Source organism: Streptomyces sp. NPDC005706 (genome assembly GCF_040631045.1).
GTDB lineage: Bacteria > Actinomycetota > Actinomycetes > Streptomycetales > Streptomycetaceae > Streptomyces.
In genome coordinates, this window is sequence record NZ_JBEXYS010000002.1 from 298,179 (window position 1) to 311,494 (window position 13,316).

The 13,316-nt window shown below is 71.8% G+C and carries 10 protein-coding genes; 4 read left to right on the top strand and 6 right to left on the bottom strand.

Translation table 11 applies throughout. From position 1 onward, the window contains the following. Positions 1–3 precede the first annotated feature (3 nt). Positions 4–1,572, bottom strand: coding sequence for an MFS transporter (locus ABZ478_RS04920; RefSeq protein WP_359545419.1), 1,569 nt, complete (start codon positions 1,570–1,572; stop codon positions 4–6). Between the two features lie 109 nt (positions 1,573–1,681). Then, positions 1,682–2,395: a hemolysin III family protein gene (locus tag ABZ478_RS04925; protein ID WP_358936408.1), complete on the bottom strand. Its 714-nt coding sequence runs from the start codon at positions 2,393–2,395 to the stop codon at positions 1,682–1,684. 279 nt (positions 2,396–2,674) lie between these two features. On the opposite strand from ABZ478_RS04925, the gene ABZ478_RS04930 reads away from it, so the two are divergent. Continuing rightward, entirely contained in the window at positions 2,675–4,507 is a 1,833-nt protein-coding gene (locus ABZ478_RS04930; protein ID WP_359545420.1) for a phosphoenolpyruvate carboxykinase (GTP), read from the top strand. Positions 4,508–4,722: 215 nt separating this feature from the next. Next, a complete protein-coding gene (locus tag ABZ478_RS04935) occupies positions 4,723–6,453 on the top strand; it encodes an Ig-like domain repeat protein (RefSeq protein ID WP_359545421.1) in 1,731 nt (576 codons plus the stop codon). Positions 6,454–6,536: 83 nt separating this feature from the next. Here ABZ478_RS04935 and ABZ478_RS04940 read toward each other — a convergent pair whose 3' ends face one another. Further along, positions 6,537–6,956 (bottom strand): hypothetical protein, encoded by a 420-nt coding sequence (locus tag ABZ478_RS04940; protein ID WP_359545422.1) that lies wholly within the window; start codon positions 6,954–6,956, stop codon positions 6,537–6,539. Positions 6,957–7,083: 127 nt separating this feature from the next. Next, on the bottom strand, positions 7,084–8,295 hold the full coding sequence (locus ABZ478_RS04945) for a pyridoxal phosphate-dependent aminotransferase (RefSeq protein ID WP_359545424.1): 1,212 nt from the start codon (positions 8,293–8,295) through the stop codon (positions 7,084–7,086). Between the two features lie 206 nt (positions 8,296–8,501). On the opposite strand from ABZ478_RS04945, the gene ABZ478_RS04950 reads away from it, so the two are divergent. Then, a complete protein-coding gene (locus ABZ478_RS04950) occupies positions 8,502–9,206 on the top strand; it encodes a hypothetical protein (RefSeq protein ID WP_359545425.1) in 705 nt (234 codons plus the stop codon). A 211-nt stretch (positions 9,207–9,417) separates the two neighbouring features. Next, positions 9,418–10,251, top strand: coding sequence for a serine protease (locus ABZ478_RS04955; RefSeq protein ID WP_359545426.1), 834 nt, complete (start codon positions 9,418–9,420; stop codon positions 10,249–10,251). A gap of 48 nt (positions 10,252–10,299) precedes the next feature. Here ABZ478_RS04955 and ABZ478_RS04960 read toward each other — a convergent pair whose 3' ends face one another. Together ABZ478_RS04960 and ABZ478_RS04965 are read right to left on the bottom strand one after the other, a co-directional pair. Continuing rightward, positions 10,300–11,910, bottom strand: a complete 1,611-nt coding sequence (locus ABZ478_RS04960; RefSeq protein ID WP_359545427.1) for a D-aminoacylase — start codon at positions 11,908–11,910, stop codon at positions 10,300–10,302. An 8-nt stretch (positions 11,911–11,918) separates the two neighbouring features. After that, entirely contained in the window at positions 11,919–13,196 is a 1,278-nt protein-coding gene (locus ABZ478_RS04965) for an amino acid deaminase (RefSeq protein WP_359545428.1), read from the bottom strand. Positions 13,197–13,316 lie beyond the last annotated feature (120 nt).

Here is a 13,316-nt window from a genome sequence, read left to right on the forward strand (position 1 = left end):
CGGTCATTGTCCGGCATCCGGCCCGGAGGTGACCATCTCCGGAGCGGCACGCGAGGTGCCGCGCGCGGCGGGCCCGGTGCCGGGCAGGAACGCCGCCGCCAGCAGCGCGGAGACCAGGGCGGCCAGCGCGCAGACCAGCAGGACCACACCCATGCCGTGCGCGTACGCGCTGTTCGCGGAGGCCGCGAGCCGGGCCGAGCCGGTTCGTGCGGCGATCAGGTGCGCGGCGACCACGGAGTCACCGGCGGTGCCGGCGGCCCCCGCGGGCAGGCCGGTGACGTCCAGCCGGTCGCGGAAGACGCCGGACAGCAGGCTGCCGAGCAGGGCGATGCCGATCGCCGAGCCGACCTGGCGCATCGTCAGCAGCAGTCCGGAGCCGCTGCCGGCGCGGTCGCGGGGCAGGGTGGCCAGCGCGCCGGTCATCGACGGCACGAGCGCGAAGCCCGACCCCAGACCGGCGACGGAGAGCCACAGCGCGGTGAACCCGTAGCCGGACCCGGCCGTCGTGCGGCTGCCGAGGAGGCCGGCGAAGGCGAGGACCACCAGGCCCGCGGCGACCGTGGCGCGGGCTCCGAAGCGGGTGGTGACCGGCGGGGCGAGCTTCGCGGCGACGGACAGGCCGAGCACCATCGGCAGCAGCCGGACGCCGGTGCCCAGGGTGCCGTTGCCGAGGACGGCCCGGAGGTAGGGCGGCAGCACGAACAGCAGGCCGGACAGGACGAACATCACCAGGGTGGCCGCGATCGTGTTGAGCAGGAAGCCGCGGCGGGTCAGCAGCGTCATGTCGAGCAGGGGGCGCTCCATCCGGCGCTCGCGCAGGACCAGTCCGGTGAGCAGGACGGCACAGCCGGCGAGCATCCCGAGGATCAGCGGGTCGCCCCAGCCCCGCTCGGGTGCCTCGATGATCGCGTAGATCAGGGCGCCCAGACCCGCCGCGGTGAAAGCGGTGGAGCGCGTGTCGACCCGGGGGGACGAGGGGTCGCGGGTCTCGGGGAGCAGCAGGACGCAGGCGGCGATGCCGATCGCGACCATGGGGACGTTGATCAGGAAGACCGAGCCCCACCAGAAGTGGTCCAGCAGCCAGCCGCCGATGATCGGGCCCAGCGGCAGGCCCAGCGCGGAGCCGGTGGAGACCAAGCCGATGGCCTTGCCCTGCTCGTCGGGCGTGAACAGCGACGGCAGCACCGACATCGCCAGCGGGGTGATCAGCGCGGCGCCGACGCCCATGACGGCTCGTGCGGCGATCACCCGGTTCACGTCCCCGGCCAGGGCGCCCACGAGCGAACCGGCCAGGAAGATCCCGAGGCCGGTGATCAGCATCCGCCGCCGTCCGAAGCGGTCGCCGAGCAGCCCGGCGGGCAGCATCAGCGCCGCGAAGACGACGACGTACGCGTCCGCCATCCACTGCTGCTGACCGGTGGTGGCGCCGAGCCGCTCGGCCATGGTCGGCAGGGCCACATTGAGGATCGTCATGTCGAAGCCGAGCGTCAGCATGCTCGCGACCAGGGCCCCGAGGGCCCACCAGCGGCGGGGATCGCGCCGCGTCTCTTCCACACCGATGACAGTAACCATGAAATGACAGTAGCTATCAAAATATGCTCGCTGTCAATCGGCACCCACTTTCGGGCGCACGAAAATGGCCACGGCTGACGAGCCGTGGCCAGGGGGTGCGCGCGGGCGCTTACGCGTGCTGGTACGCCACCAGGGAGATGCCGACGTAGTGCACGACGAAGGCGGCGAGGGTGAGCAGGTGGAAGACCTCGTGGAAGCCGAACCAGCGCGGTGAGGGGTTCGGCCGCTTGATGCCGTAGACCACGCCCCCGGCGCTGTACAGCAGGCCGCCGACGACGACCAGCACCAGGACGGCGATGCCGCCGCTGCGCATGAAGTCGGGCAGGAAGAAGACGGCCGCCCAGCCCATCGCGATGTAGCAGGGCGTGTAGAGCCAGCGCGGGGCGCCGACCCAGAAGACGCGGAAGACGATGCCCGCGGCGGCCGCGGCCCAGATGCCCCACAGCAGCCACTGACCCTTGGCGCCCGGCAGGAGCAGCATGGTCAGCGGCGTGTAGGTGCCCGCGATGATCAGGAAGATGTTGGCGTGGTCCAGGCGGCGCAGGACGCCGTCCATCCGCGGGCTCCAGTTGCCCCGGTGGTAGAGCGCGCTGACGCCGAAGAGCAGGCATGCCGTCAGGACGTAGATCCCGCACGCGAGCCGGCCTCTGCTGGAGTCGGCCAGGGCGGTGAGCACGAGGCCCGCGACGAGCACGGCCGGGAACATTCCGAGGTGCAGCCAGCCGCGCAGCCGGGGCTTGACCGGGTGCGGAAGGGAGAGCGTCACAGGACCGCGGCCGGCGGCCGGCGTGTCCTGGGGCGCGTCGGGGACGGGCGCAGTCATGCGGGGCATCGTACCTACGGCTCCGTAAGTCGCGCGTCAGGGCACCCCCGTGAGGGCCCCAACGCAAAAAGTCCTTCTGTCGAACTTCATGTGTACGCAAAGAACCGCGGTAACCGTGGCGTTCCTCACGTTGCTCACCTGTGATGCCCTCTGGACAGATGGGCACTAGAATCGGATGATCAAATGAGTGCGGTCGGCACCGGATGAGCGGCTACGAAGCGTCCGGGTCGAGGCCCCCACGGGGCGACAAGACATAAAATCCCTCATTTAGGAGCAATCGTGGCGCGCGACATCGCGGCTCCCACCGGCGTCCCCACCAACCACCAGGAACTGATCTCGTGGGTCAACGAGATCGTCGAACTGACGCAGCCGGACAGCGTGGTCTGGTGTGACGGATCCGAGGCCGAGTACGAGCGGCTGTGCGAGGAGCTCGTCCAGAAGGGCACCTTCCGCAAGCTCGACCCGATCAAGCGCCCCAACTCCTACTACGCGGCCTCCGACCCCACCGACGTCGCACGCGTCGAGGACCGGACCTTCATCTGCTCCGCCAAGGAGGAGGACGCCGGCCCGACCAACCACTGGAAGGCCCCGGCCGAGATGCGGGAGATCTTCCAGGGCTCCGGCGGCGAGGGCGGAGTCTTCCGCGGCTCGATGAAGGGCCGGACGATGTACGTCGTCCCGTTCTGCATGGGCCCGCTGGGCTCCCCGCTCTCCGCGATCGGCGTCGAGATCACCGACTCCGCCTACGTCGCGGTCTCCATGCGCACCATGACCCGTATGGGACAGCCGGTCCTCGACGAGCTCGGTGACAGCGGCTTCTTCGTCAAGGCCGTGCACACCGTCGGCGCCCCGCTGGAGCAGGGCCAGGAGGACGTCCCTTGGCCGTGCAACTCCACCAAGTACATCTCCCACTTCCCCGAGGACCGCGAGATCTGGTCCTACGGCTCCGGCTACGGCGGCAACGCCCTGCTCGGCAAGAAGTGCTACGCGCTGCGCATCGCCTCCGTCATGGCCCGTGACGAGGGCTGGCTGGCCGAGCACATGCTGATCCTCAAGCTCACCCCGCCGCAGGGTGAGTCCAAGTACGTCGCCGCCGCCTTCCCGAGCGCCTGCGGCAAGACCAACCTCGCCATGCTGGAGCCGACGGTCTCCGGCTGGACCGTGGAGACCATCGGCGACGACATCGCCTGGATGCGCTTCGGCGAGGACGGCCAGCTGTACGCGATCAACCCCGAGGCCGGCTTCTTCGGCGTCGCCCCCGGCACCGGTGAGCACACCAACGCCAACGCGATGAAGACGCTGTGGGGCAACTCGGTCTTCACCAACGTGGCGCTGACGGACGACAACGACGTGTGGTGGGAGGGGATGACGGAGGAGACCCCGGCGCACCTCACCGACTGGAAGGGCAACTCCTGGACTCCCGAGTCCGGTACGCCCGCCGCGCACCCCAACGCCCGCTTCACCACCCCGGCCTCGCAGTGCCCGATCATCGCGCCGGAGTGGGAGGACCCCAAGGGCGTGCCGATCTCGGCGATCCTCTTCGGCGGCCGCCGGGCCAGCGCGGTGCCGCTGGTGACGGAGTCCTTCGACTGGAACCACGGTGTCTTCCTGGGCGCCAACGTGGCCTCCGAGAAGACCGCCGCCGCCGAGGGCAAGGTCGGCGAGCTGCGCCGCGACCCGTTCGCCATGCTGCCGTTCTGCGGCTACAACATGGGCGACTACATGGGTCACTGGGTCGACGTGGCCAAGGACAAGGACCAGTCCAAGCTGCCGAAGATCTACTACGTCAACTGGTTCCGCAAGAACGACGAGGGCAAGTTCGTCTGGCCGGGCTTCGGCGAGAACAGCCGCGTCCTGAAGTGGATCGTGGACCGGCTGGACGGCAGGGCCGAGGGCGTCGAGACCCCGATCGGCATCCTGCCGACCAAGGAGGCGCTGGACACCAAGGGCCTCGACCTGTCCGACGCCGACCTGGACTTCCTGCTCACGGTCGACAAGGAGGTCTGGCGCGAGGAGGCCGCCCTGGTCCCCGAGCACCTCAACACCTTCGGCGACCACACCCCGAAGGAACTGTGGGACCAGTACCGCGCGCTGGTGCAGCGCCTGGGCTGAGACCCGCACCCCATGACTCCACGGCCGGTCCGGATGCCCTGACCAGCGATCGTCACGGCCGGCCGTGGTGACAACCCCGACGGGGCCCCGCACAAAGGCGTGCGGGGCCCCGTCGCGCGCCCCCTTGCTACCGGATCTTCACACCGGTTTCATGGCGTCTACAGGCGTCTCACCGGTACCGGTGGAGCGCCCAACCAAGCCTGTGGGGGGCCCAGTTGAATACTGCACACCGATCCAGACGGCTCGCGGCCACACTGCTGACCGCCGCTCTCGCCGGGACCGGCCTGACCGTCGCCGGCGCGCCCGCCGCCTACGCGGCGGCCTCGGACGCCGTGGTCAAGCTGCCGATCTCCTCGTACTCCGCGATCGCCGTCGACTCCGTCCACCAGCGTGTGTTCGTCGCCGACAGCAACACGAGCTACTACCTCAACAAGGGCACCATCGCCGTCTACGACTTCCAGGGCGAGCGGGTCGCCACTCTCCAGACGCCGGCCCATGTCTCCGGTCTGGCCCTCAGCGCCGACAGCTCCAAGCTCTACGCCGGCCTGCGCGAGCAGATCCAGACCTATGACACCACCACCCTCGAGCCGGCCCTCCTGACCGCTACCTACACCGACACCTGCGGCCGCGATCTCGCCTTCTCCGGCGGGCAGTTGTACTTCACCACTCCGTACTCCCAGTACGTCGGCGAGTGCTCCACCGCCCAGACCTACCTGGACGGCGTGGTCAACGGCGTACACACCCGCACCGGCTGGAACGACTACGGCAAGCTCCAGCTCGAGGCGGGTCCGGGCAACCGGATGCTGATGGGCCAGCCGCGCAGCACGAAGGCGGCCGACCCCTTCGTCACGGTCTACGACACCGGCGGCGACTCCCTGGTCCGCAACGCCGCGCGCCGCTTCGCCGACAGCGCGGGCAACGGCGCGCTCGACCTGAAGGACATGGCGTTCTCCGCCGACGGAAGCAAGGTCGCCCTCGCCGACGCGGCCTACGGCACCCGGCTGCTCAACACCGGCGACCTCTCCGACGCGGACGGTTCCTACCCGGCCCTCCCGGCCGGCGCCACCGCCAGCTCGGTCGCCTTCAGCGGTGACGGCAAGTACCTGGCGCGCGGCGCCGCGGCCACCGGCGCCACGCCCGACCTGCTCCTCCAGCCCGCCGACCCCACCGACGCGACGGCCCCGCTGGAGTTCGTCTTCGAGGGCAGCCTCGACGGCGACCGGGTCGCCCCGCGCGGCATGGAGTGGGCGGCCGACGGCTCCCGGCTGTTCGCGGTGACCACCAACGCGGCCGGCAGCCAGTTCTGGCTGCACGTCATCCAGCCCCCGGCCGTCCAGTACGACACCGGCTTCACCGGCGGCCTCACCCACAGTCCCTCCGGGGCGGTGGCCGGTGAGCCGCTGGCGGTGCGCGGCCGGCTCCAGTGGGACGGGCCCGCGCCCGCCGGGCCGCTGAAGGTGACCGCCGTACGCCAGGACGCCGACGGCACGCACCAGCTCGGGACCGCGACCGTCAAGGACGACGGCACCTTCGCCGTCCTCGACGAGCCCGACCTGGTCGGCGAGGCCACGTACACGGTGTCCTTCCTCGGCGACCTGACGCACCGCCCGGCCACCGACGTCACCCACACCGTCACGGTCGGCAGGGCGTCCAGCTCGATCGCGCTCGCCGCGCCGGAGGAGGCCACCATGAGCGGGGGCGTGCACATCACCGGCACGTTCGCTGCCCAGGGCAAGGCGCTGCCCGAGCGGGCCACGCTCACCGTGAGGCGCGCGGACCGGCTCGGCACCGGCACCCTGTCGTCGGTCACCGTCGCCGCCGACGGCACCTTCACCATCGACGACCTGCCGCGCACCCGCCGCGACACGACCTACACGGTCGCCTGGGCGGGTGACGCCCTGCACGAGGGCGCGACGGCGTCGGCGACGGTGTACGTCCGCCGCTGAGACCGGCCGGATGTGTGGCACCCGGTCCGCGCGTCGCTGCAGGGTGCGCGCGGACCGGGGCCGTTCGGGGACCCCGGGCGGGGTCAGCGGGCCGAGCTGAGTTCCCTCGGCCCGGCCAGGGCGGCGGCGTGCGCGTCCATCCGCTCGGCCGACAGGATCGCCGCGGCGGTGTCGGCGCGGGAGGCGGCGACCACCAGCGCGCGGCCCGCGAGGGCGTGCGCCCGCCGGTGCAGGCCCGCCGGCTCACCGGCGGCGGACGGCTGGGCGCGCAGCGGTGCCCGCCCTCCGCGCAGCCGGGCCACCTGGGCCGCCAGCCGCTCGGCGGCCGCCTCCAGATCGGCGGAGGGGGTCAGGGCGCGCAGGTCGTCGGTGACGGCGAGCAGGGCGGCGAGGTGCCCGGCGAGCTGGATGTCCAGCTCCTCCTCGCGTGAGCGGTGGGGGAAGTCGGAAGGGTCGCCGGCCATCGTGCTGTGGACCGACTTGGTGCGGATCGGTTCGTACATGGGGATGGCCTCCTGTGCTCTGACAGGAAACCATCCTAGCTTGGATTTCGTCTAAAGTTGAGTCGGGTCACGGATCGCGGCCCTCCGGCTACCGTCGGCAGAACCCGGGGGCGCCCGCGAGCAGCCCTCAGGGCTGGCCGTAGCCGTCCAGGAAGGTCCCGATCCGGGTCACCGCGTCCCGGAGATCACCGGCGCTGGGCAGGGTCACCACCCGGAAGTGGTCCGGCTCGGGCCAGTTGAACCCGGTGCCCTGGACGACCATGATCTTCTCCTCGCGCAGCAGGTCCAGCACCATCCGCCGGTCGTCCTTGATCTTGAACACCTGCGGGTCCAGGCGCGGGAAGAGATACAGCGCGCCCTTGGGCCTTACGCAGCTGACGCCCGGGATCTGGGTCAGCAGCTCGTAGGCGACGTCCATCTGCTCCTTCAGCCGCCCGCCCGGCAGTACCAGGTCGTTGATCGTCTGCCGGCCGCTGAGCGCGGCCACGACCCCGTGCTGGCCCGGCATGTTCGCGCACAGGCGCATGTTCGCCAGGATCGTCAGGCCCTCGATGTAGGAGTCGGCGTGGGCGCGCGGGCCGGAGATCGACATCCAGCCGACGCGGTAGCCGGCCACCCGGTAGGCCTTGGACATGCCGTTGAAGGTGAGGGTCAGCAGGTCCGGGGCGACCTTCGCGGTCGGGGTGTGCGTGGCGCCGTCGTAGAGGATCTTGTCGTAGATCTCGTCCGAGCAGACCAGCAGGTTGTGCCGGCGGGCGATGTCGGTCAGGCCCTTGAGCACCGCCTCGTCGTACACCGCGCCCGTGGGGTTGTTCGGGTTGATGATGACGATCGCCTTGGTGCGGTCGGAGACCTTGCGCTCGATGTCGGCGAGATCGGGCATCCAGTCGGACTGCTCGTCGCAGCGGTAGTGCACGGCCGTGCCCCCGGAGAGGGAGACCGCCGCCGTCCACAGCGGGTAGTCCGGCGCCGGCACGAGCACCTCGTCGCCGTCGTCCAGCAGGCCCTGCATCGCCATCACGATCAGCTCGGAGACGCCGTTGCCGATGTAGACGTGCTCGACGTCCGTCTCGATGCCGATGGTCTGGTTGTGCATGACGACCGCGCGCCGGGCGGCCAGCAGGCCCTTGGCGTCGCCGTAGCCGTGCGCGCCGGAGACGTTGCGCAGGATGTCCTCGAGGATCTCCGGCGGGCACTCGAAGCCGAACGCGGCCGGATTGCCCGTGTTGAGCTTCAGGATGCGGTGCCCGGCCGCCTCCAGGCGCATCGCCTCCTCGAGAACCGGGCCCCGGATCTCGTAACAGACGTTGGCGAGCTTGGTCGACTGGATCACCTGCATGTCCGCGAGCTTACGACCCGGTAACGGCTCATGGGTGGTGTCTTCCGCCACTTGAGACGGTGCGGTTTGCCTCGTTATCGGCGGTAGCTGTCTCAGGAGTCACTCGCGTCCCTAGAATGCGCCGCGGTGCCGGTGCGCCGAGGCCGCTGATGTGCCTGGTGCGACAGGGGGCGGCGTGAGGACGGCCGGGCAAGGGGAGGGTGGGGTTGTACGAGGCGCACGGTGGTGGCGGCGAGCCGGAGGTTCAGCCGAACGTGTACCACCCGCAGACGGCCGCGGCCCCCTCCTACGAGGAGTACGCCGATCCTGCCGCCGCCCATGGCTGGCAGAACGCCTACGACGAGACCCGCGAGCTGCCCGCGCTCTCCGGGCCGCCCGGGCCGTCCGGGCCGTCCGGGCCCGCCGAGCCGTACGCCCCTGCCGGGGGCGGGCCGGACGGCGGCCGCCGTGACCGGCGCCGTAGGCGGCGGGCGGGCGCCCGCCGCCGGACGGCGGTCCTCGCCGGCGGACTCGGCGCGGCCGGCGCGGTCGCGGTGATCGCGGTGCTCGCCTGGCCGGACGGCGCTCCGTCCGGAACGCGCCCGGCGAGCGACGCACCCGCCCGCGTCCCCGGCGCCGCGACCTCCCGCGCGGACTCCTCCGCCCCCGCGGCGGGCACGCCCGGCGCCGGGTCCGGCCTTCCCGTGACATCGTCGCCCACCGCGTCCGCGCCCGCCGCGGACGGCCCGGCGGCCACCGCCACGAGCCGCCCCACGGCCTCCCGCACGTCCGGCTCTCCGGCCGCCACGGCCTCCGCCGTTCCCGCCACCCCCGTACCGGGGCCCACGTCCGCCACGCCGACGAGCTCCGGCTCGGACACGCCGGGCGGCGGCCGGGGCCACGGGCACGGCGCGACGAAGCGGCCCCGGTAGCCGGAGGCGGCCGTAACGCGCCGCCAAGTGGGTAGTGATCCGACGCGAGTTGCGGTCCGCCACCCGACAAAAGCCCGCGTATGCCCCGGGCGGCCACGCCGTCGCATACAACCGCTTGCCCCCGCACGCCCCTCTCATGAGAATGCTCATGACAAAACGCGAGGCGACCGGAAGATCTCCGGTCGCCCAAGTCGTAAGAGGGGACCCCCACATGAACAAGCCTCTCCTGGCCGCGCTCTCCTCCCTGGCCATCGCCGGGCTGGGCGCGACCCCGGCGGTCGCCGCACCGCAGGCCAAGGCGGCCAACGCGGTGGCCGTCAACTTCGCCGGGACCGTCTCGCTCAGCAACTGCTCCGGCTCGGTCATCCGCTTCCCCAACTCCGCGGACACCGACCCGGCGCTCGTGCTGACCAACGGCCACTGCCTGGAGACCGGCTTCCCGGCGCCCGGCCAGGTCATCACCGGCCAGTCCTCCAGCCGCACCTTCGGCCTGCTGAACTCCTCCGGCAGCAAGGTGGCCACGCTCCGCGCCAACCAGGTCGTCTACTCGACCATGACGGACACCGACGTCACGATCTACCGCACCACCACCACCTACGCGGCGATCAAGAGCTCGTACGGCATCAGCCCGCTCACCATGCAGGACACCCACCCGGTCGCCGGCACCGCCATCAAGGTCGTCTCCGGCTACTGGAAGCGCATCTACAGCTGCAACATCGACGGCTTCGTGTACCGCCTGAAGGAGGGCGACTGGACCTGGAAGGACTCGGTCCGCTACACCTCCGCCTGCAACACCATCGGCGGCACCTCGGGCTCGCCGGTGATCGACACCGCCACCGGCAAGGTCGTCGCCGTCAACAACACGGGCAACGAGGACGGCCAGCGCTGCACCGAGAACAACCCCTGCGAGGTCGACCAGAGCGGCAACGTCACCGTCCGCCAGGGCATCAACTACGCCGAGGAGACCTACAACATCCCGGCCTGCTTCACCACCGGCAACAAGCTGAACCTGAGCGCGTCCGGCTGCACCCTGCCCAAGCCGTAACTCCGGTTGCCGCAACTCCTGTTCGAGCCGTAGCCCGGGCCCGGGCGGTCACACCGGTGTCCGGCGGACCGCCCGCCCCGCCAGTACGTCCGTGCGGCGGCCGTCCTCGATCGCGAGACGGCCGTCGACCAGGACGTACGGAATCCCGGCCGGGAGCACGCGGGGCTCGGCGAAGGTGGCACCGGACGCGACGGTGTCCGGGTCGAACAGCACCAGGTCGGCACGGTAGCCCTCGCGCACAAGGCCCCGGTCGGGCAGCCGCAGCCGGGCCGCGGGCCGCGCGGTGAGATGGGCGACGCATTCCTCCAGCGCCAGCACCCCCGCCTCCCGCACGTAGTGCCCGAGATAGCGGGGGAAGGTGCCGTAGGCGCGCGGATGCGGCTTCGCGCCCCGCAGGATGCCGTCGGAGCCGCCGGTGTGGGCGCGGTGCCGCATGATCGTGCGGACGTTCTCCTCGTGCCCGACGTGCTGGAGGATCGTCGTGCCGAGCCGGTCCTCGACCAGCAGCCGGCGGGCGGTCGTCCAAGGGCTCTCGCCGCGCGCGTCCGCCGACTCCCGCACGGTCCGCCCGACATGGTCCGCCAGGGCCGGTCCGGTCACGCCGGAGATCTCGATCGTGTCCCACTCCACCGGCACGCCGTGGCAGCCGTCCGAGCCGGTGACCTCCAGGTCGTGCCGGATGCGCTCGGCGGCCACCGGATCGGCGAGCCGGGCCAGGATCCCCTCCGGGCCGCCCTCGCCCGCCCAGCTCGGCAGCAGCGCGGCGAGGGTGGTGCAGCCGGGGGTGTAGGGGTAGCTGTCCAGGGTGATGTCGGCGCCGGAGTCCAGCGCCCGGTCGAGCAGGGCGAGGAGTTCGGGCGCGCGTCCCTCGTTCACGCCGAAGTTCATCGTCGCGTGGGCCAGGTGCAGCGGGCAGCCCGCCCGCCGGGTCAGCTCCACCATCTCGGCGTACGCCTCCAGGGCGCCGGCGCCGTAGGACCGGTGGTGCGGGCAGTAGTAGCCGCCGTACGCGGCCACCACCCGGCACAGCTCGGTGAGTTCGGCGTCGTCCGCGTACATGCCGGGCGTGTAGGTGAGTCCGGAGGAGAGGCCGACCGCGCCCTGCTCCAGGCCCTCCGCGACCAACTGCCGCATACGTTCCAGCTCCCGGCCGGTCGCCGGGCGGTCCTCCCAGCCGACGGCCATCGCGCGGACCGTGCCCTGCGGGATCAGATAGGCCGCGTTCACGGCGATCCCGCGGTCGAGGCGGTCCAGGTACTCGCCGACCGTGCGCCAGTCGAGGTCGACGTCGTCGCCGTACCCGTTCCAGCCGGTGATGGCCCGGCGGACCTCCTCCAGCGTCCGGTCGTCCACCGGCGCGTACGACAGCCCGTCCTGCCCGACGACCTCAAGCGTGACCCCCTGGGCGAGTTTCGCGCTGTGCTCCGGGTCGCGCAGCAGGGCCAGGTCGGAGTGGGCGTGCATGTCGATGAAGCCGGGGGACAGCACGAGCCCCTCGGCGTCCAGCTCCCGCCGCGCCCCGGGCCGCTGACAGCCCGCCGCCGCGGCCTCCTTGACGATGGAGACGATCCGGCCGCCGTCGACCACCACGTCGGCGCGGTAGGAGTCCGCGCCGCTGCCGTCGACGACGTCGGCGTCCCGGATGACCAGCTCCTCCACGGTGCCCCCTAGAAGAACGTGCGGATGTAGTCGACGACCGTGCCGTCCGCCTCGGCGAGCGGGATGAGCTGCCACTTGTCGAAGGACGTGCAGGGGTGGGACAGGCCGAAGCCGACCCAGTCGCCGACCTCCAGGTCCGCGTCCCCGGCGGTGCGCAGCCAGGCGTGCTGGTCGGACAGACCGGTCACGGTGACCCCGTCGGCCGGGCGCTCGGTGCCGTCCCGGCGTACCACCTGGGCCTCGGGCAGGTCCAGGTCGTGGGCCGCGTCCCGCTTGCCCGCGTTGACGAAGGCCTGCTCGGGCGAGGGCCGGGAGACGACCTGCGCCCACAGCCGGAACGCGGGCTCCAGCGCGCCCTCCTGGGGGACGCGGGTGAAGGGCGTGAGCCTGCGGTAGTGCCCGTCGTCGTGCGAGACGTAGGCCCCCGAGCGCAGCAACTTCAGGACGGGCACGGACAGTTCGGGGATCTCCGCGAACACGTCGGCCACCGCGTCGAACCAGGCGCTGCCGCCGGCGCTCACCACGATCTCGTCCACCCCGGCGAACCGGCCGCTCTTGTCGAAGTCGGCGGCCAGCGCCGTCAGCCGCCGCAGATAGGCCGTCACCCGCCCGGTGTCGGCCTGCGGCACCTCGCCCTCGTACCCCGCGACCCCGACCAGCCGCAGCGTCGGTACGGCGGCCACGGCGTCGGCGACGGCCGCGCACTCCGCCTCCGTGCGCACCCCGGTGCGGGCGCCCTCTCCCGCGGCCAGCTCCACCACGACGTCCACCGGTCGGGCGGCGCCGCGCAGGGCCGCGTCCATCAGCTCGACCCCGCGCACGGAGTCGACGTAGCAGACGAATCGGAACGCCGGGTCGGCCGCCAGGTCGGCGGCGACGCGGCGCAGCGCGGCCGGGTCCACCAGTTCGTTGGCCAGGAAGATCCGCTCGACACCGAACGCCCGGGCCACCCACACCTGGTGCGGCACCGCGAGCGTGATGCCCCAGGCGCCGTGCTCGATCTGCCGCTGGAAGAGCCGCGGGGCCATCGAGGTCTTGCCGTGCGGCGCGAAGGCGAGGCCGTGCCGCTCCGCGTAGGTCTCCATGAGCGCCAGATTGTGCTCCAGCCGCTCGGCGGAGAGGGCGAGGACGGGCGTGCTGAACCCGCCGGTGAAGAGGTTGCGGCGCTGGGCGGCCAGCTCCGCGACGGTCAGGCCCTCGGCGTCCGGCGGGAGGCCCTTGAAACGGTGGTCCACCCGTTCCTCGGCGAGGCGGGCGAGCGCTTCGGTGCCGGTTTCGCGGGGCATGTGACCCTCCTGATCCGGTGCGTTGCACTATATGCAACACCCATTGCGTATGTCGCTCACTGCTGTCTAGCATCTCGGCCGACACAGGGTCAACGAAAGCCGCTCACCCCAGGATGACGA